Raw genomic sequence first — 22,580 nt, 5'->3', positions numbered from 1 at the left:
TTTATGTTCAGCAAAAAGACAGCCCAGTTCTGGCATGTTCAATTACGCCTTTAATTTAAGGACGTCATGACTATTTCCCGCTGCTTAGTGAGCCCCGTGAATTCCGCCGCTGTTACTTCATTACTTAAAACCGACTTTGTCATGACCCGCATAAACCCCCTGCATGTGCTATTAGCCGCGTTCGCCGCTTTTTATTTATTACCCCTGGGCCTGCACGGTCTATGGACGCCGGATGAAACACGTTACGCCCAAGTCAGCCAGGAAATGCTGCTCAGCAGCAACTGGATCGCACCGCATTTCATGGGCATCCGCTATTTCGAAAAACCTGCCGGCGGCTATTGGCTGATCGCCCTGGGCCAGGCGTTGTTCGGCCAGAACCTGTTCGGTGTGCGCATTGCATCGGCGTTCGCCAGCGGCTTAAGTGTGCTGCTGGGCTACCTGATCGCCCGCCGCTTGTGGAACGACCCTCGCAAAAGCTTCGCCTGCGCCCTGCTCTACCTGAGCTTTGGCCTGGTGGCCGGCCAGGCCGGGTATGCCAATCTTGATCCGCTCTTCACCCTGTGGGTCAACCTCAGCCTGGTCGCGCTGTGGTTTGCGCTGGACAGTCAAACCCTGTCTCGCCGGATGAGCGCCTGGGCCACTGTGGGGTTCGCCTGCGCCATGGGTTTCATGACTAAAGGGTTTCTGGCCTGGGCGTTGCCGGTACTGATCGCCGTCCCCTACATGCTCTGGCAACGGCGGCTGGGGGAATTGCTGCGCTATGGGCCGCTGGCGGTGCTGGTGGCCGTGCTGGTGTGCTTGCCGTGGGTGTGGGCGATTCATCGGCAGGAACCGGACTTCTGGCGCTTCTTTTTCTGGAACGAGCATATCCGCCGGTTCAGCGCCGACGACGCGCAGCACGTACGCCCGTGGTGGTTCTTCCTGCCCATCATGGTGGTAGCGTGCCTGCCTTGGGCCGGGCTGCTGCCCAATACCCTGCGTAAGGCCTGGCAGGCAAGAACCCAGGCACCGGTGCGCTTCCTGGCTCTATGGCTGCTGTTGCCGCTGGGCTTATTCAGCCTGAGCAACGGCAAGCTGCCGACCTATATCATGCCCTGCCTGTTGCCCCTGGCTTTGCTCATGGGCCACACGCTGGTCGATCTGGTGAACCAAGGCAAAGGCCGCGCGATCGGCCTCAACGGCCTGCTCAACTTCGTCATCGGCATGGCCGCAATGATCGGTCTGATCTACCTGCAAATTGCGCGACCGCTTTATGGCAACAGTCATGCCGAGATGTTCAGCCTGTCGCTGACCTTCATCGTGCTGCTGGGGTGGATTCTGACCAACCTGCTGCAGGCCTTCCGCCCGCTCTCCCTGTGGGCCATGCCGACCCTGGGCATCGGCCTGCTGGTGGTGCTGCTGCCGGCCGGTATGCCGGCGCTGATCACCGATAACGAAATGCCCGATCAGTTCGTGCTGGAACACCTGGACGAACTGCAGCAAACCAACGCCCTGCTGAGCAACCAACTGGAGAGCGCCAGCGCCCTGGCCTGGCGCCTGCAACGCACGCAAGTGACGCTGTACAACACCGAGGGTGAACTGCGCTATGGCCTGCAATACCCCGATGCAACGCAACGAAAAGTGAACCTGGCGCAGGTTCAGGACTGGCTCACACAGGCGCGCCGCCACGGCCCGGTCGGCGTACTGCTGCGGGTCGGCAGCACCAGCGAAATGGCCGAGGCGGGCCAGCTGCCGCCTGGGGGTAAGCGCTATAACAAGGGCTATCTGGAACTGACCTTGTATCCGCAGGTGCCCTGATGCCGCGCTTTTTCAGGACCGACCGCGGCGCCCTTGGCTAACCTCGCCGTGGACCATCAGGTGGTCACCACACAACCGGACAATGGCGAACGGCTGTTTCATGTACGCCAGGACGGCAGCCGGGCGTTCATTCCTCGTTTGCCCTGAGTTGAGCAGCTCGCGCCCTCCCCCTCCCGGCCGCAACATCCAAACGGATGGATCGGGTATCCATGAAGCCTGACGGCTGAAACGATTAAATTCCTGTAGGAAATTGCCTACTCGATAAATCGCACCACGTGCACAACGTGCGCAGTGATCTGGATATTTATCTATTATTTTCAAACAGTTAATCAATACATCCAGACTCGTTCGCTGATTCATGTCCGGAAAGAACCGTCAGAAACGTCCAATTAATGACGTGGTTTTTATGGCACGTTGTGTACCTCCTTTCAGCTGGATACGTAGGATCAGGTTTTTATGGGTCAACCAAATCTCCAACGTCTACCTCGCTCTCTACAGCGCAGAGCGGCGGCAAGGCCTCAGGGTGGCCATTAACGGTGCCCGATCTCGACACACAGCGGCCCGCGCCCCCGACCAGCCAACCTGAGAACACGCCGTTTTACGCAGAACTGGGCGAGGTCATTGCCCATAGCGGGCACGCCCGGTTCGCCGAGCACCTGCTGCATCTGGTGAACAAATGGGTGCCGATCCACTGCGTCGATCTCAGTGAATGCACCCTGGATGAACCGCACGAACGCGTCATCGATATCAAGCGGCTGGGCAGCGCCGGCCAGCATCCCGCACGCCCCTTACGCTTGCCTTCGGGCCCAGACCACCCGCTGTGGCGAGCCATGCTCGACATGCAGGACCCGCTGCTGATTCAAATGAACGCCAGGCTCAACAGCTCGCAACCCTGGGACAACCTGCACCAGTGCCACCTGGTGTCACGCCAGGGCGACAGGCGCTGGGTGATATCGTTCTCCCGCCCGTGCACCGAACGTGGGTTTTCCTTGAGCCAGTTGTCGTTTCTCAAGCGCCTGTCCGAGACCTTGCTGCCGTTGCTCGAACACCACGCCCACCTGCTGCGCCAGGCACCGTGCCCCCCGCCCGAACCGGGCCTCGCGCTGTCGCAACCCTCGCACCTGCAGCAGGCGTTCTACCAGCGCCTGTCCCTGGACGACATCAGCCTGTCGGCGCGCGAGCAAGAGGTATGCCTGGGTTTGTTAACGGGCGGCACCGTGCCGCAGCTGGCGGAAAAACTCAGCGTGAAAAACAGCTCGATCGAAACCTACCTCAAACGCGCCGCCGCCAAACTGGGCGTGAGTGGCCGGCATGGTCTGGCCAAGTGGATGATCGGCACCGGTGAGTCTGGATACGGTACGGGGTAAGGCGTGGCGCGGGCTTGCCGCAAGAGCGGTCATCCCATCGCCAGACTGAACGGCGAAAATTCCGCAAACCGCCAGCGTAATGCCAGCGCGGCAGGGCGACGTGCGACGTGTTCCACCGTCACCGTCCACACGCGCTGGGCTCCCTCAAACAGCGCCACCTGCGGGCCGTCGAGGATCAGCGCGGTGCGTCCGGCAAGCTGCAGCACATCCCCGGTGTCGAAATCGATAAACAACAGCCCTGCCACCGGGTTGGCCGCCAGGTTGCCCAGGGTGTTGAAGAACAGGTTGCCGGCGTAATCGGGAATGGTCAGCACGTTGCCCTCGACGCGCACGAAACCGGTGTTGCCGCCCCGGTGGGAAACGTCCACCGCGCGCTCGCCGTCGGTGTCCACGTAGGTGGCGACGAAGAAGGTGTCGGCGCTGCGAATCAGGTGCTGCGCGGCGGCGTCCAGGTGATCGCTGCGCTCAACCGCGTTGCCGGGTTTGCGCGCGACGCCTTCGACAGAGCGCAGTTGGATGTACTTGGGGCAATTGCCGAAGGTGTGCACCACATCGACCGAAAATCCGTCAGGGTCAAGGGCGCCGAGGCGCCCGTTCATGCGGTTGCGGCGACGGGTATTGAGGTCGATGCCGAGCACGCCGACCGAGGCACCCTGGTGCAACCCCGCGCGGGCAGGGTCGGTGGCCGACGGCAGGCTGTCGATCTGCAGGCGCTGCGGGTCGGGCGAGTGTACGAAGCCTGGCGCACCCTCCACGAGCGTTGCCCAAGGCGTGCCTTGCCCATCGACCACGCCGAGCACGAGGTATGGCAGCAGCGGGTAGAAATCCCGATGCTGCTCGGGCAAGTGGTCGCGAATGACCTTGGGCCCGGTCACCGCCATGCGCTCGGCGACGCCGGCGCTCTGCTGCATCTGCCGTTCGCCGGCGTGCCAAGGGGATTGTTCGAGAGTGTTCATGGGTCACCTCCAGCAGGAATAGGTGAATGCTGCGCCCGGACACGCAACGAGGGAATCACCACCTGCGGCAATCCACTGTTACGCCAACTGAAATGCCGGATGCCCGCGCAACGTGCTCACACAGTGCTCGACAAAACTGCGCACGCGCATCGGCGCATGCCGGCCCTCGCGGTACACCACCTGCACCGGCAGCGGTGGCCCTTCGAAGTCCCGCAGCACCTGGCGCAGGGCTCCGCTGAGCACATGCTCATGCACCGGGTAACTGAGGCACTGCAGCAGCCCCGCGCCCTGCACGGCGGCGTTGATCGCGCCTTGCACCGTGGAGCACGTCAGGCGTGCGCGCGCCCTGAAGGGGTCCTGCGGGTCCGCACTGGCGATCAGGCGATGCTGCTTGAGTTCATCCGGGTGCCGGGGTTCGCCATGGACCGCCAGGTAATCGGGGCTGGCGCAGAGGATAGGCCGCACCTGCCCGAGCGGCCGCGCGATCAGCGACGAGTTGGGCAACTCGCCCACCAGGATCGCCACATCCACGCCCTCTTCATGCAGGTTAGGGTGGGCGTCCTGATACCGCGCCAGCAGACGCACATCGGGGTAGCGCACCAAATAGCCGGCCAACACCGGCGCCATCGCATAACGACTGAACAACAGCGGCATGCACACCCGCAGGGTGCCCTGGACTTGTATCTGCAAGCCCTTGGCCGATGCTTCGGCGGCGTCGACGGCGGCCAGCAGCCGCACACAGTCGGCCAGGTAGGCGTCACCGGCGTTGGTCAGGCGGACTCCCTGCGTACTGCGCAGCAACAGGGCGACACCCAGGCGCGCCTCCAGGCGGGCCATCGCGCGCACCAGCGTCGGGCCGGAGACCCCAAGGGCGCGCGCCGCCGATGCCAGGCTCGGTTGCCCGGCCAGCGCGACGAATAGTTGCATATCGCGATAGCGCTCCATCAATGACGACGCCCGTTGGGCGGGTTCAACGCAGCATCCTGGCTCAGGCGCTGGCTGAGAAAATCGACAAAACTGTTGATCCTGGCGGGCACGCGCCTACGGTTGTGGAACACCACTTGGATCGGCAGTGGCGGCGGCTCGAAGGCCTCGAGGACAATCTCCAGTTCGCCGGCCGCCACCGCCGCCGCGACCTGGTAGGACAACACTCGCGTCATCCCCCAGCCCAGGCGCGCCAGGTTGATCGCCGCGTTATTCGCCGAAACCACCAGCCGCGGCGTGATCGACACCGCCAGCGGCCGGCCGTTGTCGACGAATTGCCATTCACTGACCACCTGGCTGGCGGATGAGGTGGCGATCGTCGCCTCGCGCAACTGCGCGGGATGGTCGGGCCGGCCATGCTGATCCAGATACCCCGGCGCGGCGCATACCACGCGGCGCACCTCGCCAACCTTGATCGCCTGTTGCCCCGTCTCATGCAGGTGGCCGATACGCACGGCCACATCGACGCCTTCATCGGCCATGTTCACCACACGGTCGACCAGCAGCGCGTTGATCGTCACCTGGGGGAAGCGGTCGAGATACTCACCCAGCAGCGGTGCCACATACAGCTCGCCGAACAGCACCGGGGCGGTCAGCGTGAGGTGGCCCCAGGGGTTGGCATAACTGCCCGCCGCCGCTTCCTCGGCCTCGTCCAGCTCGGCGAGGATGCGCCGGCAATCTTCCAGATAACGCTGGCCGGCTTCAGTCAGGTGCAGGCTGCGGGTGGTACGCGCCAGCAACTGCGTGCCGAGGCGTTGCTCCATGGCGGCGATGGCGCGGGTCACGCTCGGCGGCGACGTGTTCAAACGCCGCGCCGCAGCGGCAAAGCCCTGCTCCTCGGCGACCGCCAGAAACACCTGCATCTCGTGAAATCGGTCCATCGGTGCTCCTTAACTGGATTGCAGCCCGGCGGCCGTGCGGGGCATGCCCACAAAACCCGGCAAGGCTTCAATGCGCCCGAGCCAGGTGCGTACCTGAGGGTAGTCGGCCAGCGACACATTGCCTTCCGGCGCGTGGGCCACGTAGCTGTAAAAAGCGACGTCGGCGATGCTCGGTTGCTCACCGACCAAAAACGGCGTCTGGCTTAGTTGCTGCTCCAGCAGGTGCAGCAAGGCGTGGGCACGGCGGATGGCCAACGGCGCATCCACATCGGCGCCAAACACCACCGCCAAGCGCGCGGTGGCAGGTCCGGCGTGCAGCGGTCCGGCGGCGGCCGACAGCCAGCGCTGAACCCGCGCCTGGCCGACCGGGTCGCTCGGCAGCCATTGGCCGTTGCCGTATTGGCTTGCCAGGTACACCAGAATTGCATTGGAGTCGGCAAGCACGGTGCCGCCATCATCGATCGCCGGCACCTGGCCGAAACTGTTGATATTGGCAAGGAACTCCTCGGTTTTATGAGCGCCTTGCTTGAGGTCCACCAGAATGAATTCACTGGGCAGCCCCAACAACGACAGCATCAACTCCACGCGATGGGAATGACCGGACAACGGAAAACCATAGAGTTTGATCGCAGACTGAGACATGACAGGCTCCAAAAGTGGGGTAGGCAACGCTGACCATCTTCCAGCGCTGCCGCCGCCGGAGGAATCACCACGATTCACAATCGAGCATTTCACCCTGCGAAACAATCACACGCCTATGTCGGTGAGGGTGTCAATCAGTTGAAGGGCGTTGGCTGCCCCACCGCCACAGGGGCGGCAGCGCGATTTCAGGTAAAAAATTCAAACTATCGCGGCCCCCATGGCTCAGAACTTCACGTTCAACGTTTTTGCAGGAGGCGACATGCAATATCGACAACTGGGCCATTCGGGTCTGCTGGTGTCCGAAATCATCCTGGGCACCGTGCCGTTCGGCGGGCGCGCCGAGTTTGAAAAATGTGGCGCCGTCGACGTGCCCCAGGCCAGGCGTATGTTCGACATCGCATTCGACGCCGGGGTGAACATGGTCGACACCGCCGACCTCTACTCCCACGGCCTGGCCGAAGAAGTCGTGGGCAAAGCCCTGGGCGACAAGCGTCACGACATCCTGTTGGCCACCAAGGGGCGCAGCCCGGTGGACAACAACCCGAACAACTCCGGTTCCTCGCGCTACCACCTGATTCGCGCGTGCGAGGCCAGCCTGAAGCGCCTCGGCACCGACCATATCGACCTGTATCAATTGCACAACTGGGACGGCATGACGCCCATCGAGGAGACCCTCGAAGCCCTGCGGCTGTTGGTCGGCTCGGGCAAGATCCGCTACTTCGGCACCAGCAACTTCACGGCCTGGCAGATGATGAAAACCCTGGGCAAAGCCGAGTTGCACGGCATGCTCAAACCCATCACGCAACAGATCTACTACACACCGGAATCCCGCGAGGCCGAATATGAGTTGCTGCCGCTGGCCCTCGATCAGCACGTAGGCACCCTGGTATGGGGACCGATGGGCGAAGGCCTGCTGACCGGTTCGACCCGCCGAGGGCACAAGCCGCCGGCCAACACCCGCCAGGGCAGCGATTGGCCGGAACCCTATGTGCACGACCAGGAACGCGCCCTGGACATCATCGAAACCCTCGCCGCCGTGGGCGATGAGCACGGCGTTTCAGTGGCGCGTACGTGCCTGGCGTGGCTCAAGGATCGTCCGGGCATCACCTCGTTGATCGTCGGCGCGCGCACCGAGGAACACCTGCGCGACAACCTGGCGGCCACCGAGTTGAAACTCAGCGAGGAACAATCCTCCCGCATCGAAGCCGCCACGCGGCGCCAGCCGTTGTACCCGTACTGGCACCGTTTCACCGCCGGGATCGACCGCTTCGACCCGGCAGAGCAACCGTTCCTGGCCGAGCACCAGAAGACCCTGGACGCGCGCCAGGACCAGTAAGCCAGAGCGGCCCTGCGCGCCAGGGCCGCCTTGCAATCGCCTGGCACACTGCCTATATTTGCGCCCTGGCGCGATCCACGCCACCTTCCGCGGAAAGGGCTGCGCCCAGGACATCGCATCACCCACTCGATTTCTACGACTCCCCACCTGACAGCGGAAAAGGTAAGCGCAAGGAGCTCGTATGTCGCAACGTCCCATTACCTCCACCACCGATGGCCGCCTCAACCTTGAGCAGCAGCGCAAGCGCGCCAAGGAACTGCTGACACGCCTGAAAGCCCACGACGCTCACGCAACCTTGTCCCAGGCCCAATGGCAAATCGCCAAACAATTGGGTTTCAGCAGTTGGCCCAAACTCAAGGCCCATGTCGACGCCCTCGACTTCGCCGCGCGCCATCCCAACTTCCAAGCCAGCGACGAAGCCCGCACCACCCATTGGCGCTGCGGCAGTGACATCGCCCATACCTTGCAACTGGCCGGGTTCCAGGGCCAGTTCCGTATGCTCACCGATCCGCTGTGCATGGGCCCGGTACGCGACCTGCCCGCCGAGGAATTTCGTGCCCTGCGCAGCGCCTTCATCAGCCAGACCTTTGCAATGGATCTGACCACCGTGGCGCAGCGGGTCGACAACGAATACCAGCACCTGCACGCCCTGGCCGACGATGCACCGAGCGTACTGTGGTGCGAAGCGGACGCCTACGATCAACTGTTCCTGATTCGCGCCCTGGCAGGCCTGGACCGAGCACCACGCCACTTGGAATTGATCCAGGTTGGTTGCATTCCCGGCGTCGAACGCTTTATCGGCATTGGCCAATTGGCCCCGGATGTGCTCGCCTGGCTCTGGCCACAGCGGCGCCGGATCAACGACGACGCGGTGCAACTGGCGGTGCGAGGACGCGGCGTACCCAACCACGTGGGGATTGATTTTCATCAACCCGCCCGTGCTTCGCCGCTATGAGAGCGACTTCAGGCCTTCACGTTCTGCCGGATATTCCAGCCGAACCTCACGGGCCCACCCTCCTTGGCACCATCGGCTTTCTGAGCTTGGTAGCTGACGTCAACGGTGGCGAAATTCAAGGCGATGCTGTCGAAGAGCACATCGTCCTGATTATTGGCACCGGTGCCGTAGGACACCACCATCACTTCCTTCAGGGTGATCACCAGATACTCCACTGGGCTGGAACCGCCCGCTTTGCGCACCACCAATCGTGCTTCGGGATAATGCTTGCCGCTGGCGCAGGCCATCATCAGGTTAGGGCTGGATTTATCCAGCGGCTTTTTCAGGTTCAGGTTGGCAATGTTGACCTTGCCCGTGCCCCCGCCGGTGCCTGAATGCATTGACCCGGTCTGCGACAGCCCCCACGCCCATTCGGTGATATCAATCTCGTCGCGATGGGCCTGGTCCCGTGATTCACCCTTGATATCGCCCAGTTTCAAAAACATATCGACTGCCATGTTGGTTCCTTGTCCTGTTGTTCCTCGGGAGTGACGTGGGGCGCACTGTTCCCGAATCGAGACGGCGCTCACAAGATGGTAAAGCTGGATCGGGAAGTGCCCGTCTTGAAAAGACGAAACGTCCGACATTAATTTGCGCTGCTGCGTCTTTACTCTCTCGACTCCCCAAAAACCCAGGAGTTAAGGAATGACAACCGCCCTGCTCAAGGATGGATTTCCCTCGGCCCACCACACTACCCGCCAACGCATTGAAAACAGCATCGACCTGCGTCGACTGTTCTTCGCCATCGACAGCGACCCGGTGCTGATTGGTGCGGGCGTGGTGTATATCGATGAGGACTTCAATGTGGTCACGCTGCGTGAGTTCCGGGCGATGTGCAGTGTGCAGCCCATTAAGGTGGTGTTGCGTGAGGCGCCTCGCTATGTAGGGCCGGTGGAGTTCAAGCGGATGTTGGAGCATGAGCCGCGGGAATCGCGGTTGGTGAGTGAAGCGTTGAATACGGCGGTGACGTGTGCGGGGGCGATACTGAGTTGGGTGGTGATTTCAAGTGGTTTTGCACTGATGCCTTTTACAGCAGGGACGAGCGCGGTGATTTCCTTCGTGGGTCAAGCCGCAGCGGTGGCGGGTACGGCGCAGTGTATCGCTGGTGTCCTCCGAACGGGGTCAGAAGCCGCTTTCCCGGAATTCAATGATTATTTAGATAGCGCATCCTGGTATCAAGACGCAACGGTAGTGCTGGACGGAGTGGCATTGCTGGGCGTTTCAACTTCGATGTTAGTCACAGTGAAAGCCATTACTACAACCACAAGCGTATCCGGAAAATCCGTCCGCCAAGCACTCAAAGGATTGACTCGCCAGGAGCGGACTAAACTCAATGATGAGTTGCTGAGCATTCGAGACCCGAGGTTAACGCCCAAATTGCTCAAGTTGGAAAAAGCCAAGGGCAGACTCCCCAAGCGTATCAGCGCCGCAAAGATGCAGCATGCAACCGCTACCCACATTATGGACGTACTGGCTGCGACGCTTAGCTTCACCAGTAGTGCAACCAACGGAAATGTCAGGACGCTCGCAATAGGCATCTACGAGGAACTCAGCCAGTGAGCAAGCAGAACGGAATAAAAAACGAATATTACTCGGCCGTCTTTATTGAAAACCCTTGGACATTAATCAAGCGGTACATGCCGGTAATCGGAGCAGACCTGCTTGTCGCATGCGCCTCAATAGGATTGACGGCAATCCTGGCAATGCTCACTTATCTCTCGACGTGCCCCACAGGTTTTGCCACCAAAACATCTTTTTTCGGCGCTACGGGACTTGGCGCAGTATTCGCCCTCGCCAAATACAAAGTGCTCTACGGCCGCATCCATTGGGTCTGGATAAACGTCGCGATATACCTCATCTGCCTGTTGGTAGCACTTCCCACCATCGCCTACCGCCCCAACACTTACCTTTACGCCATCTGCCTGCTCTGCCCCTTGACCGGCCTGTTGATCCTCAACAGCAATCGCTGCCGCGAACTGCGCCACAAGATGGTAGACATCCGCCACAAGCGCGAAGACATCATCGCGACCCTGAAAAAACAAGGCCGCTGGAAATGGTGGTAATCCCACTCACAAACAAGGACAAGCCATGCAGAACATCAACACCCTCCTACGCCAATTCAGCGCCGAAGGCGCCACCCATCTCTACTCCAGCCCGCCCTCGGTACTCACCCCCGCCGACCTGTATCGGGCCAAGGATGATGCCCGTTACCGCGAGCTGATTGCAGGCAGTAATATCTACCTCATCACCGCGCGGCGCCGGGTGCTGATCAACCCCTACGACGTTCAATTGCTCGACCGCACACTCCACGGCAGTTTCCTGGTGATGGACGAGCTGGGGGTGCAGTCCGTGCCTTTTCGCTATGACATCCCGCCGATCACACCGGACGATCACGATGCCATTGAACAAGTAACCGTTGCGCCAAACGGCACGCATTTGCAGATCATTACTGCCTCACGACAGGTCACCACCGCCGCGCATATCGTGGTCGCGAGCGCCAGCAGTGCGCTTGAAGCCGACCACCGGGATATGGACGTGCTGTACGTCGGCCAGGGCATCGGCCGAGTCAATTCGCGTAGCGCTGTCGACCGTTTGCTCAACCACACCACCTTGCAACGCATCCTGGCCGAGGCCTCGACCAACCACCCGGAGCTGGAGATTTCGCTGCTGCTGTATCGCTTCGAATACGGCCGGACAATGATCAGCAATGGCGGCGACCTCAACCTCGACCCGCTTGCCAGCGAGCAGGAGGAGCACGCGCACTTCGAGCGGCTGCGCTCAGTGCGACTGAACCGCGATGAGGTGATCACCTTGGCGGAAGCGGCGCTGATCAACCATTTCAAACCGCACTACAACACCTTGCTCAAGTCCACGAACTTCGCTGCACATCACAAGATCAAACCGCTGAAAAAGCTACTGGCCAGGGGTATCACCGGTCTTACGGTGGAGATTTGCACGTCAAACATCAACGCACGCCTCAGCACCCGTGACGCGCTGCCGCTGGACCTGACCACGATGATGCCCACCCATGTTCTGGAGGGGCAGGCCTTCAGCGACGAGCAGCAAAAACAGGCCTGGTTCGAGGAGTTGCGGGTCATGGCGCACACCCAATACGCCAGCTTCCCGCTGACCACGCCCGAGGAGCGCGATACCTTCATGCATGGCATGGTGTGGGTCGGGCAGACACAGCGGGAACAGATGTGGCCGATGCACGGCGAGGCCAACAAGTAGAACGCGCAGAGTCCGGTGATCTGTTCCTTCATGAGCCGACATAAACCACCTGTGGCGAGCGGCATCATTGCTCTTCAGGCGGCGGGGTGGGTTTTATCCAACGCCTTGTCCACCAGCAGTTGCACACCTTCGAGCATTCGGCATAGGCCCAACGCTACATTGCGCTGAGCCCCGTCAATTTCGAAGGCGAGGTGGGCGGCGATTTCGTTGATGGAAGCCAAGTCCTGGGAGGCGTTGACCAGCAAGGTTTCCGTGTCCAGGTCAGCGCGCAGGGTGAAGAGCCCGTCGCTGGGTTCGGGTGTTGGTTTTTCAGGGTTCAGGTAATGGTTGATCGCACGGTAGGCCACGTCGTGCAGGGTGCTGGGGTAGAAGTCTTGAGGGCCTGGGGGGTTTGGGCTGTCTTTAATCATGGTGCAACTCCTTGGGGAATGGAGCTGCCACGGTTCGCGGTCAAACGAAATAGGGTGGCAGCTATACGCGGGTTGACCGACCGGTCCCAAGGAACACCGGCATACCCGAAGGTATCCCGCGTACAGCTGCCGCGACACGATACAGCAGACGTAAAAAAAACGCCTGAGTCGATGTTGGCACAGGTGTACTTGGGATGCCGGACGGTCAAATCCGGTCGCTGAATTGGCAGCGACGGCCAGGAGGTTAGTCAGCGCAGTTCCGAGCGACAACCTGAAAGCCTTGTCGGAAAAGTCCGAGATCAACAATAGCGTCTTGTGGAGATCCGAACCCTGAACCAGGACTGAATAGTTTCTGAGTAAAAATTTATACATTTGATAAATATCAGTCGTTGTTCAACTCTCCATGCCACGTGAGGATCATGTCGACGTGCCGTCACCGGTGGACGCTCGGTACTGATAAACCGACTGGAGAAGCCTATGCACCGCGGGGTTAAATCCCTGCGCCCTCATCTGATGCGCTTTCTTCGGCTGCCTGACTGGGTACGCGGTCTGGCGTCTGGGATCAACCTGGCGACTTGGCTTGTGCTTTGTATCGGGTTGGGGGTGCCACTATGCTCTGAAGCGGCAGAGCTACCTGAGGGGTTTGCCCAGGGCGTCACAGGCGGCGGCAATGGCCCGGCCGTGCAACCGCATAGCTTGGACGATTTGAAAAAATCTCTGTGTGCCTCGTTTGACAAGCGCGGAAACTGCACGGATGACGCCCCCCGGGTGATCGCCTTGGACCATGCCTTTGATTTTCGTGGTTCGGTGGTTTCCAACGGTAGCGCGCAAGCCCGCGAGGCCGGTTGCATGGCCAACGCCTGTCCTCAGGGAGGGGGACAATGGGCGATCAACGGCGCGAACGGGTTTTGCCAATCGAAGCCGCCGGTGGAGGTGAGCTATGACAAAGCGGGATTGCAGCGCCTTAAGGTCGGCTCCAACAAGACGCTGATCGGCGTGAGCCCAGTGGCAGGCATTAAAGGGATGGGGCTGTTCATCGGCGGTGGTGCTCACAACGTAATCGTTCAAAACCTGACCTTGTCCGATATCAATCCCCGCGTTGTCTGGGGTGGGGATGCGCTGACCCTGGACGGTGCCGATGGGGTATGGATTGACCACAACACCTTCGCGCGGATCGGCCGTCAGATGATTGTGACCGGATGGGGCACGGCGTCCCACGTGACAATTTCCCACAACGAATTCGATGGACGCACTCCATACTCCGCGACCTGTGACGGGCATCATTATTGGGTATGGTTGTTCCTGGGTCACCACGACACCCTGACAGTGGCGAGCAACTACGTGCACGATACGTCTGGGCGCGCGCCCCACGCCGGCGGTATGGGCGAGGCGGATATCAGCGCGCAACTGGTAAACAACGTTTTCAGCCACCTGACCTATCAAGGCGCGATCATGTCACGCACCGCCTCCTCGCACCTGCTGGTGGAGGGCAATGCGTTCGAGCACGTGACACATCCCTTGTTCAACGATACCGATCAGCCTGGCACCGCTTATGCGCTCTTCGAACCCGTAACGGGACTGGCCGGCGATGCTTGCCAACGTGCGATCGGCAGAGCGTGTGTGCCTAACCTGCAACGCCTGAGTGGCACGGACTATCGTCCACAGGACGTTGACGCGCTGGAAAACGTTGCGCGATACCGTGCGTACCTGATCACGCCGCTGCCGGCGCAAACGGCGCTTGCGAACGTTCCCCACGAGGCCGGTGCGGGCAAAATCAATCCCGTACACCTGAATTGAAGAAGCCAGCAAATGAAACGCTTTCTATCGATGCTGTTCTGCGCATGCCTGTGGGCCGGCGCGCCACCCGCTGATGCGCACGCTGGCAGTTTTGGTTTCACCCGCACCGACACACGGGTTGTGGTGGATACCGGTGCCGATCTTGTCTTCAGCGTGGACACTCGCAATGGCGATATCGTCTCCATGGCGTATCACGGTGACGAACTGCAGACCCGCGAGTCGAAAGGGTCGCAGATCGCCTCTGGCCTGGGTATCGCGCAGGTCGATGTGCACACGGTGGGCGACACCATCGTGGTCAGCGCGCAGGCGCACGATTTGACCCAGTACTACATCGCTCATAAAGGTCGTAGCGCGATTTACCTGGCGACGTATGCGCCGACACTCTTGCCCATCGGTGAGCTGCGCTTCGTGACCCGGCTGGATGCCGGCAAATTCCCCAAGGCCGCCTGGGGCACCGATTCCAATGTCGGGCAGGCGATCGAAGGCAAGGATGTATTCCTGCTGCCGGATGGGCGCACCAGCTCGAAGTTCTATTCGGCACGCCCGATGATCGACGACCCGCTCCACGGTGTAAGCGGCCCTGGCGTCGCGGTCTACATGCTAATGGGAAACCGCGAGCTCAGCGCAGGTGGTCCTTTTTTCAAGGACATTGCCACACAGAAAACGCTGAAGACCCATGAGCTGTACAACTACATGTTCTCCAATCACACCCAGACGGAGCCCTACCGCGGCGGGCTGCATGGGCCCTATGGGCTGCTGTTTACCGAAGGCGGCGCGCCTTCCGCCGCCCTTAGCGACCTGAGTTTCGTGAATGAATCACTGGGTCTCAAGGGGTTCATCGCCAGCGCCGGGCGGGGTTCGGTATCGGCTCATCTTTCCGGTGTCGCCAGTAGCCTGCCGGCGCTGGTGGGGTTGAGCAACGACGACGCGCAATATTGGGCCCGCGCAGATGCCAACGGTAACGCCCAGGTAGAGGGGGTACGCCCTGGGCACTATCAAACCACGCTCTATCAGAACGAACTGGAAGTGGCGCGATGGACTGTCGACATCATGCCGGGCACGCGCGCGCAAGTAACACTGAGTGCACAGTTGCCGCAGGGCCGCGTGAAGTGGCAGATCGGCGTAGCGGATGGCACGCCGGCGGGTTTCCTTAACGCCAGTCGACTGGCGTCCGAACACCCTTCTGACTCACGCATGGCGCCCTGGAAACCGCTGATCTATACGGTGGGGAGCAGCCCGTTGACCGACTTTCCGGCCGTGCAGTGGCGAGACGTCAACTCCCCGACAAGGATCAATTTCTCACTCGCCCCAAACGAGGTACGCGACTATCGATTGCGCCTCTATGTGACATTGGCACAAGCCGGTGGACGCCCGCAGATCAAGGTCAACCAGGGTTGGGAGGCGCCGCTGCCACCCCCCTCGAAACAGCCTGACAGCCGGGGTATCACACGCGGGACGTACCGTGGCAATAACGTGCTGTTCGAAGCCCTCATCCCACGCACCGCACTGCATGCAGGTTTGAACTCGGTGGACATCAGCGTCGCGTCCGGTAAGACGGGCGATGGTTTTTTAAGCCCTGCGTTTGTGTACGACTGTGTTCAATGGATTGAGCAGTAAAGACGAGGCTCGCAAACCACTGGAATCTTGCATAAGCCATTTCAGTCGACCGCATTCCTGTGCCCTGGTTTATTGAGCCGGCCGCAGCAACTGCATCTGCTGGCGATAATCATCCGTCACCTGCCTTGCCTGGCTGCTGCTGGTGATGACCCTTGGCGTGATCAACACGATCAGTTCGGTGCGGTCCTTGGATTTGCTGGTGCTGCCGAACAGCCAGCGCAACCCCGGAATTTTCCCGAGGTAAGGCACGGCACTGACACTCTCGGCGTTGTCCTGCTTGATCAGCCCTCCGAGCAATACCGTCTGCCCACTCTGCACCGCCACCTGGGTCGATACCGAGCGCGTGGAGATGCGTGGATTGTTTTGCGTGTCGCCATTGCTCGTCTGGTCCTGGGCATCGCTGACCTGCTGCTGGATATCCATGTACACCAGGCCACCCGGATTGATTCGCGGCACTACGTCGAGGATCACGCCGGTCTGCACATATTCAACACTGCTCAAGGTGGTATCGGAGGTGCCGGTATTCACCGTGGTCTGGCTGATGGGGATGTTGTCGCCCACCTGGATCTGCGCCGGCTGGTTATTCATCACCACCAGCGACGGTGCCGACAGCACTTGGGTGCGACCGTTGGTTTCCAGAGCGTGCAGCGCCACCTGCAGGTTGGAGCTGACGAAGGAATAGAACAATGAATCCGTCGCCCCCAGCCCTGCCCCGCCACCGCCCAGCGCACCCTGGCTCCCCGCGGCGTTGGCCACGGTGGTGCTGGTGGAATTACCGGCCAGGCGTCCCAGATACCACTGCACGCCGAGGTCCAGTTCGCCGGTGAGTTTGACTTCGAGGATGCGCGTCTCGATCTGCACTTGCAGCGGCGGGTTATCGAGGCGCTTGATCGCCGATTCGATCTCTTTCCACTGCACCGGGCGCGTGCGCACCAGCAGTTGGTTACTGCTCTTTTGCGCGGTGATGCGGGTACCGGCGTCGAGGCTTTTGGCCGGGGCGTCTTCGCTGGTGACCTGCTCGGCGTTGTCCTGCTCGGCTTCGGGCTCCTGCTCCTCTTCTTCTGCGGCGGGTTGGTTGCCATTGAGGTTGTTGCTCAGGCCGCCGGGCGTGCTGCCGGACGTACTGTTGGTGCCTGGCGAGGACAAGGTCGCGGTGCGCAAACCGGGGGCGACCTTGGCCGGAGCGTCGTCCTTGATCGCGCCCGTGCCGTAGATCTGCCGCAGGTACTTGGCCAGGTCGGTGGCCTTCATGTTGCGCACGTCATACACGTACATCTGCGGCTCGTTGCCGCCGCCCTCGTCGATGGTGTGGATCCAGTCACCGACTTCGCTGAGATACTGCGGTTGCGAGGAAATCGCCACCACCGAGTTGGTCCGTTCGATCGGCAGGAACCGCACCATGCCCGCCAACGGCATGCCGCTGTCGGGGCCGAACATCTTTTGCAGCTCGGGCATCAGCTCGGCCACCGAGGCGCGTTGCAGGCCGAACACGCCCACCGACATACCTTTGAGCCAGTCCACATCGAAGGTGTCGATGGTGTCCTGGTAGTTGGCCAACTCTTCCGGAGTGCCGGCCAGGCTCAGCACATTGCGCGCCGGGTCCACCAGCAAGAATGCATTTTCGCGGGCGAACGGTTTGAGCAGTTTCTGCATCTCGGTGGCCGAGATATAGCGCAGCGGAAATAGGCGCGCCGACAAGCCGCTGGACGGCTGGGCCACGCGCATCTGCGGCACCAGCTTGCCCGCCACCGCCTGGTTGGCCGGCAGGATCACGTAGCGGTTGCCTTGCCGGATCATGGCGTTATCGGTCCAGGACAGCAGGGTTTCGAGGATCGACAAGGCCTGCTGCTTATTCACCGGTTTGGAGGTGGAAAAACTGACGTTGCCTTTCACGCCCTGGGCGATGCTGTAGTTCTCGTGCAACAGGTCGCCCATCACGCTGTTAATCACCGCTTCAATGGGCTGGTCGGCGAAGTTGAACACGATGTCACCCCCGCCCTCCTCGCGGCCGGCGGGCGCCGCACTTGGCGGGCGGACGAAGGACTGATTGCCACGGATCAGTTGACGCTGGGGCGGGGTCTTCGCGCTGGGCTGGGTGCTGTCGAGCGGTGCCTGTTCAGCCGCCGGGGCCACCGGCGGGCGTTGCGAACCGGTGCCTTGCAGCGCCTCGTGCAACAGCGCCGGGTCGGCATCCAGGTGCTCGGGAAAGGTCCCGCAGCCACCGAGGGTGACGGCGGTGGCCAGGCAAAACGCAGTGGTGCGCAAAGCGCCAGGGAAAGTATCGATCAAGGGGTGGACTCGTGAGGAAGGGTAATCGGGGGCGTGGTGGACGGTGGCGGCAAACGCGGGGTATTCAGGCTCAGGGTGTGCGTGCGGCCATCCAGCACAAAACGGGCGTGGCGGGCGGTCAGCTGTTCGAGCCGCCAGCCGTTGGGCAAAGTCTGGCCCTGGTGGACTTTGAGCGGCGGGCCGTCCGCGCGCTTGAGCAGCGCCACCTGTACGTTGCCGTCCAGGATGATGCCGGTCAGCACCAGGCTCGACAGGTCGGACACACCCGCCTGGCCGACGGCGCGGTCGGGGCTGCGATCCGGGCTGAACAGCGGCGCCTGCCAGGTTCCGGCCAGGCTGTCGAGGCTGGCACTCGGTGCATTCAGCACCTTGGCCGCTGCCTGGGTGCGCGCATCGGGCGCAGGCGCCGGCAGCCATTCGGGCGCGTCGCCGATGCTGCTGAGAATGCCGACCATCAGCAGGCTCAACACCGCGGCAACGCCAAGCAGGAGCCATTCAACGGGGCGCAGTGCACTGATCATGGCTGCACCTGCCGCGCGCCCGCCGGTTGCAGGTAGCCGCGCACCAACAGGTGCACAACCAGCTTGCCGGCACCGCCACTGACTGGCGCGTTCGGCGCGCGGCGGATGCTCATTTCATCGACGAACAGAAACGGCCGCTGATATTCCAGCTCATGCACAATCGCGGTCAACGGCTCGATGGCGCAGTTGAGCGTGAGGCTGACCTTGACCTGGCGATAGGGCTCGCTGTCGTCCTGTTGAGGGGTGATCGGCATGCGCTGGGTCAGGCTGCAACCGCCGCCGACCGTGGCGCGGCTGTTGATCAGGTCGGCGATGCGTTGCATCAGGTCGGCGGCGACCGCGCTGGGGTCATCGCCCGGCAACAGGCTGGTGCTGCTGGCCGGGTCCTGGCGCGCCTGCTCCAATTGTTGACGCAGGCTGTCGCCCTGGCGAAGCACGCCGGCGTAGCGTTGCTGTTGCTCACGCAGCTGCTCGGCCTGCTCGCTCATGGCGCGCAAGGGCCCGGCGAACCAGCTGTCGATCAACAGCCAGTAGACGGCTCCGAGCACCACGGCCAGGCCGATCAGGGCGGCGCCACGGCGTTCACGGGGTGTCAGCGGTCGGCGCATCAGCGGCCTCCTGGTGCAGGTGGGCGCGCAAGGAAAACTGATCCTTGCCGGTTTGCGCATCGGGTTGAATCACCCCTTCGAACTGGGCGTTTTCCAGGCTGCGGCAACCTTTGATTCGGGTGATCAGCGCGCTGGCCTTGGCGCTTTGCCCGGAGAAGGACACCTCGGCGCCGTCGTTGACTTCCAACTGATCGAGCCAGGTGTCGGGCGGCAGGCACGCGGTCAGTTCATTGAGCAGCGCCGACAGCGGCGGTTGCGCCATTTTGCGGCGAATCAGGTATTGCGCGGCGCCCCGGGTATTGAGCAGTTGCTGGCGCAGCGCCTGAATTTCGGCCACCTGGTTTTTTTGCTCGCGCACACTCTGCTGCATGGCCTCCAAAACCCGCTGGCGGTCGTCGAGCCAAAGCAGCATGGCACCGATCATCAAGGCGCCGCACAACCACGGCAGGCTGCGTTGCAGGCCCTTTCCGGGCGGGCGCTGACGGCGGCGCAGCGGCAGCGGCAACAGGTCTACACCAAGGGCGTTGCCCGTGGCGTCCTGCACATCCACCGCATGGGGCCGCAGCCCCAGGTCGGCGCAGTCGGCGAGGATCTGGTCCAGACGCTCGCGCAGAACGGCTATCAGCGTTACTTCTACATAGGCTGGCGTGCGCCGCTCCTGGCGAACGACGAAATAAAGTTGCGCCGCCTCGAACGGGGTGAAGCGATCCAGTTCGTAGCCGACCACGGTAGACAGGTTGCGCGCGGCGGCCGGCGGCAGCCGCAGGGTTTGTATCAGCACCGTTTGCGCAGTCAGCACCAGCACCTGGCGCACCTCGCCCACCACGGGCGGTACGGCGGCGGTCAGCGGCCAGTGGTAGAGCCGGTCCGCAATATCGTGCAGCAACAACCAGCGCGGCAGGCAGCCGCGCAGTTCCTTGAGCCACAGCCGCCAGCCCTGTTGCAACAGGCTGCCACGCCAGCGCTGGGCGATAGGCGCCGTGAGCGGCCGCACGCGCGCCGCGAGGTAGTCATTCATTCTTGCCAACGGAGTACTCGATAAGGTTGCGCGCTGCCTTGCGCGGGGCTCAATAACACGGTGGCCTGCAACCGGGCGTGGTAGCCGCCGGGCCGTTCGGCGTGGCTGTCGATCACCAGCACCTCGCCGGGGTCGGCGCCCACCGCACTCAGGTGCGGCAGGTTCAGGGCACGGCGCATCAGGGCGCTGGCGAAGGCCGCATCGGGCCGGTCCAGGCCGCTCCACAGGCTGATCTCGGGGGCCAGCGCGCTGTACAGCGCCTGGGTCATGCCCGGCAACTGACGTACTTCTTCAACCACGCGAAACGGCGCCAGGCCCTGGTTGCGACGGGTCTCCAGGGCTCGCGCCAACTGGTTGGCCTGGGCCTGGCTGGCCCCGCAGGCCAGGGCCAGGCGGGCAAAATCGGCCACCTCGGCGCTGTTCAAATACAACTTGCCGCGCTCGCTGCGCAGGCTGACGCGCAATTGCGCATCGTCGAACACCAGTGGGATTTCGCGCCCATCGGCGATCCACTGTTTGCGCTGCAGCGGGTCGGCGAACGCCTGCATCGCCAGGGCAATCCCCGCTTCGGCGGCCAGCACCGCCTGGGTGTGCTGGCGATGCCACGCCGCCTGACGCGTCTGCAACTGCACCCAGCCGGCCAGGCCGCCCAGCAGCAGGCTGAGCAAGGCCAGCACCCACAGCACCAGCAGCAACGCGACGCCGCGCTGATGGCGGATCATTCCGGGGCTCCGCTGGACAGGTTCAGGCGCAGCGCAATCACTTGGGTTACCCACGGCACCGGCCCGTTGACCTGCGCGGCAATACGCACCGTCTGGGGCAGCCGCCGCGACCACGGCCAGGCACTGATCCAGCCGGTGGGCTGGCCCGTGGGCGACAGGCCGCGATAGCTCAATTGCAAGTCCTCGACATCGCTGAGCAGCACCTGGGGCTCGCCGCGTGACGCCGGCACGCTGACCTGGGCCGGCGTTTCAAAGCGCGCGAACGTGACCTGCAAATCGCGCGGCGCCGCGCCCGCGGTCAGTTGCAAGGTGAACCGCTGGATGCCGCCGCCGAGCACGCCGGGCAAGGTCGCGACAAATTGCATGCGCTGGGCGCTGCCGATGAAAAAACCGTCGGTCTGGCTGTCATCCTCGGTGACGTCCAGGGGCAGCGCCTCGCTGATCGAGCTGCGCAAAAATTGCTGCGCCGCGCGCATTTCATCCAGGCTCACCGTATACCGCTGCGCCTTGAGCACCGCTCGATTCGCTCCCAGCAGCGCACCGCCGACCAGCACCAGCAGCACCCCCAGCAAGCTGATGACGATGAGGATTTCCAGCAAGGTAAAGCCCTGTTGTCGCGTGTTCACAGGCTCGCCCCGCGTAATTTCAGGGTGCTGAATTGCGCGCTGCGCGAGCCTTCGCGAACGCTCAGGTCGAGGCGGAACAGGTGCGGCTGGCCGGGGCGACCGGGTTGCTGGGCGATGCGCAACTGCCAGGCGATGCCGTCCAGTTCGCCCTGGCGCACACCGTTGGCGAGGGGCCCGGAGGCTTCCTGGTCCATCACGCTGAGGGCGGCGTGGCTGAGGCGGTCGCTGTGGGTCACTTGCAGCAGCGAACGGGCGCTTTGGCCAAAGGCGACCAGCAGCACCGTGCTGCACAGGGCCATCAGCAGCAGCGCGGCGAGCATTTCCAGCAAGGTGAAACCGCCCTGGTTTTTCATGGCAACGCCTTGGATTGCACGCTGCCGGTCAGCCAGCCGACGTCGATGCGCCAACGCCGCGTGCCGTGTGCCAGCAGCAGGTGGCCGCCGGTGGAGCTGCCGTCGGGGTAGAACTCAATCGCGGAGCCGGCCTGCTCGGCGGTGTGGAGGGTCACTTGCAGGTCGGCGGGCCAGTGTTTTGGCGGGCGATCCGGGGCCTGGAAACGGAGTGTTTTCAGGTCGAACAATGTACGTTGCGTGGCGCCACTGACAATCGCCCGCGCCCGTGTGCTGCGCAGCGCTTCAACCATCTGCCCCACTACCTGGCGTTCCTTCGCCGCGCGCAGGCCTTGTTGCAGACCAAACCCTACCAGGCCGGCCGCCAGGCTGATCAGCACGATCACCACCAGCATTTCCAGCAGGGTAAAGCCGCGTTGGCGGGTGGGCATGGG

22 protein-coding genes and 1 pseudogene are annotated in these 22,580 nt (G+C 62.4%); 9 read left to right on the top strand and 14 right to left on the bottom strand.

From position 1 onward, the window contains the following. The first annotated feature begins 141 nt into the window (after positions 1 to 141). Positions 142 to 1,797 (top strand): lipid IV(A) 4-amino-4-deoxy-L-arabinosyltransferase, encoded by a 1,656-nt coding sequence (arnT, locus tag G7025_RS22630; protein WP_181081295.1) that lies wholly within the window; start codon positions 142 to 144, stop codon positions 1,795 to 1,797. Positions 1,798 to 2,333: 536 nt separating this feature from the next. Continuing rightward, positions 2,334 to 3,164, top strand: coding sequence for a helix-turn-helix transcriptional regulator (locus tag G7025_RS22625; RefSeq protein ID WP_308811981.1), 831 nt, complete (start codon positions 2,334 to 2,336; stop codon positions 3,162 to 3,164). A 29-nt stretch (positions 3,165 to 3,193) separates the two neighbouring features. Here G7025_RS22625 and G7025_RS22620 read toward each other — a convergent pair whose 3' ends face one another. The 4 genes from G7025_RS22620 to G7025_RS22605 form a co-directional block, all read right to left on the bottom strand. Further along, positions 3,194 to 4,120, bottom strand: a complete 927-nt coding sequence (locus tag G7025_RS22620; RefSeq protein WP_181081293.1) for a pyridoxamine 5'-phosphate oxidase family protein — start codon at positions 4,118 to 4,120, stop codon at positions 3,194 to 3,196. A gap of 78 nt (positions 4,121 to 4,198) precedes the next feature. Beyond that, positions 4,199 to 5,065, bottom strand: coding sequence for a LysR family transcriptional regulator (locus G7025_RS22615; RefSeq protein ID WP_181081292.1), 867 nt, complete (start codon positions 5,063 to 5,065; stop codon positions 4,199 to 4,201). Next, positions 5,065 to 5,985, bottom strand: a complete 921-nt coding sequence (locus tag G7025_RS22610) for a LysR family transcriptional regulator (RefSeq protein WP_181081291.1) — start codon at positions 5,983 to 5,985, stop codon at positions 5,065 to 5,067. Before G7025_RS22610 ends, G7025_RS22615 begins: the two co-directional genes overlap by 1 nt. 9 nt (positions 5,986 to 5,994) lie before the next feature. Next, positions 5,995 to 6,627 carry a glutathione S-transferase family protein gene (locus tag G7025_RS22605; RefSeq protein WP_181081290.1) on the bottom strand — a complete coding sequence of 211 codons (633 nt, stop codon included), beginning with the start codon at positions 6,625 to 6,627 and terminating at the stop codon, positions 5,995 to 5,997. Positions 6,628 to 6,886: 259 nt separating this feature from the next. On the opposite strand from G7025_RS22605, the gene G7025_RS22600 reads away from it, so the two are divergent. After that, positions 6,887 to 7,963, top strand: a complete 1,077-nt coding sequence (locus G7025_RS22600; protein ID WP_181081289.1) for an aldo/keto reductase — start codon at positions 6,887 to 6,889, stop codon at positions 7,961 to 7,963. Positions 7,964 to 8,144: 181 nt separating this feature from the next. Beyond that, positions 8,145 to 8,846: pseudogene (locus G7025_RS22595) on the top strand (DUF1835 domain-containing protein); the annotation flags it as partial. Positions 8,847 to 8,926: 80 nt separating this feature from the next. Here G7025_RS22595 and G7025_RS22590 read toward each other — a convergent pair. Further along, a complete protein-coding gene (locus G7025_RS22590) occupies positions 8,927 to 9,415 on the bottom strand; it encodes an Hcp family type VI secretion system effector (RefSeq protein ID WP_181081288.1) in 489 nt (162 codons plus the stop codon). A gap of 187 nt (positions 9,416 to 9,602) precedes the next feature. Here G7025_RS22590 and G7025_RS22585 point away from each other — a divergent pair, with 187 nt between their 5' ends. Genes G7025_RS22585 through G7025_RS22575 form a run of 3 tightly spaced genes read left to right on the top strand, consistent with a single transcriptional unit; the run spans position 9,603 to position 12,188 of the window. Further along, on the top strand, positions 9,603 to 10,517 hold the full coding sequence (locus tag G7025_RS22585; RefSeq protein WP_181081287.1) for an NAD synthetase: 915 nt from the start codon (positions 9,603 to 9,605) through the stop codon (positions 10,515 to 10,517). Then, on the top strand, positions 10,514 to 11,020 hold the full coding sequence (locus G7025_RS22580) for a hypothetical protein (protein WP_181081286.1): 507 nt from the start codon (positions 10,514 to 10,516) through the stop codon (positions 11,018 to 11,020). The genes G7025_RS22585 and G7025_RS22580 overlap by 4 nt, the downstream gene beginning before the upstream one ends. 25 nt (positions 11,021 to 11,045) lie before the next feature. Continuing rightward, positions 11,046 to 12,188 (top strand): hypothetical protein, encoded by a 1,143-nt coding sequence (locus G7025_RS22575; RefSeq protein WP_181081285.1) that lies wholly within the window; start codon positions 11,046 to 11,048, stop codon positions 12,186 to 12,188. Between the two features lie 74 nt (positions 12,189 to 12,262). On the opposite strand, the gene G7025_RS22570 is transcribed toward G7025_RS22575, so the two are convergent. Continuing rightward, positions 12,263 to 12,598: a DUF6124 family protein gene (locus G7025_RS22570; protein ID WP_181081284.1), complete on the bottom strand. Its 336-nt coding sequence runs from the start codon at positions 12,596 to 12,598 to the stop codon at positions 12,263 to 12,265. Between the two features lie 477 nt (positions 12,599 to 13,075). Here G7025_RS22570 and G7025_RS22565 point away from each other — a divergent pair, with 477 nt between their 5' ends. Both G7025_RS22565 and G7025_RS22560 read left to right on the top strand, forming a co-directional pair. Further along, complete coding sequence (locus G7025_RS22565) at positions 13,076 to 14,395, top strand: pectate lyase family protein (RefSeq protein WP_375139348.1); 1,320 nt, start codon at positions 13,076 to 13,078, stop codon at positions 14,393 to 14,395. A gap of 12 nt (positions 14,396 to 14,407) precedes the next feature. Further along, positions 14,408 to 16,012, top strand: a complete 1,605-nt coding sequence (locus G7025_RS22560) for a rhamnogalacturonan lyase B N-terminal domain-containing protein (RefSeq protein ID WP_181081283.1) — start codon at positions 14,408 to 14,410, stop codon at positions 16,010 to 16,012. A 69-nt stretch (positions 16,013 to 16,081) separates the two neighbouring features. Here the strand turns inward: G7025_RS22560 and gspD are convergent, their stop codons facing one another. Genes gspD through G7025_RS22520 form a run of 8 tightly spaced genes read right to left on the bottom strand, consistent with a single transcriptional unit; the run spans position 16,082 to position 22,577 of the window. Further along, positions 16,082 to 18,301 (bottom strand): type II secretion system secretin GspD, encoded by a 2,220-nt coding sequence (gene gspD, locus G7025_RS22555; protein WP_181081282.1) that lies wholly within the window; start codon positions 18,299 to 18,301, stop codon positions 16,082 to 16,084. After that, positions 18,298 to 18,822, bottom strand: a complete 525-nt coding sequence (locus tag G7025_RS22550) for a general secretion pathway protein GspN (RefSeq protein ID WP_181081281.1) — start codon at positions 18,820 to 18,822, stop codon at positions 18,298 to 18,300. The genes gspD and G7025_RS22550 overlap by 4 nt, the downstream gene beginning before the upstream one ends. Then, the gene (gspM, locus tag G7025_RS22545; protein WP_181081280.1) at positions 18,819 to 19,430 is read right to left on the bottom strand and encodes a type II secretion system protein GspM; all 612 of its coding nucleotides are present in this window, start codon (positions 19,428 to 19,430) and stop codon (positions 18,819 to 18,821) included. The genes G7025_RS22550 and gspM overlap by 4 nt, the downstream gene beginning before the upstream one ends. Continuing rightward, on the bottom strand, positions 19,405 to 20,448 hold the full coding sequence (locus G7025_RS22540; RefSeq protein ID WP_181081279.1) for a PilN domain-containing protein: 1,044 nt from the start codon (positions 20,446 to 20,448) through the stop codon (positions 19,405 to 19,407). The genes gspM and G7025_RS22540 overlap by 26 nt, the downstream gene beginning before the upstream one ends. Continuing rightward, positions 20,445 to 21,170 carry a general secretion pathway protein GspK gene (locus G7025_RS22535; RefSeq protein ID WP_181081278.1) on the bottom strand — a complete coding sequence of 242 codons (726 nt, stop codon included), beginning with the start codon at positions 21,168 to 21,170 and terminating at the stop codon, positions 20,445 to 20,447. Before G7025_RS22535 ends, G7025_RS22540 begins: the two co-directional genes overlap by 4 nt. Next, positions 21,167 to 21,796 (bottom strand): prepilin-type N-terminal cleavage/methylation domain-containing protein, encoded by a 630-nt coding sequence (locus G7025_RS22530; protein ID WP_181081277.1) that lies wholly within the window; start codon positions 21,794 to 21,796, stop codon positions 21,167 to 21,169. The genes G7025_RS22535 and G7025_RS22530 overlap by 4 nt, the downstream gene beginning before the upstream one ends. After that, on the bottom strand, positions 21,793 to 22,149 hold the full coding sequence (locus G7025_RS22525) for a prepilin-type N-terminal cleavage/methylation domain-containing protein (RefSeq protein ID WP_181081276.1): 357 nt from the start codon (positions 22,147 to 22,149) through the stop codon (positions 21,793 to 21,795). The genes G7025_RS22530 and G7025_RS22525 overlap by 4 nt, the downstream gene beginning before the upstream one ends. Beyond that, entirely contained in the window at positions 22,146 to 22,577 is a 432-nt protein-coding gene (locus tag G7025_RS22520) for a type II secretion system protein (RefSeq protein ID WP_181081275.1), read from the bottom strand. The genes G7025_RS22525 and G7025_RS22520 overlap by 4 nt, the downstream gene beginning before the upstream one ends. Between the last annotated feature and the right edge of the window lie 3 nt (positions 22,578 to 22,580).

This window comes from Pseudomonas lurida (genome assembly GCF_013522705.1).
GTDB lineage: Bacteria > Pseudomonadota > Gammaproteobacteria > Pseudomonadales > Pseudomonadaceae > Aquipseudomonas > Aquipseudomonas quebecensis.
This window is presented reverse-complemented; position numbering and strand designations above follow the sequence as displayed.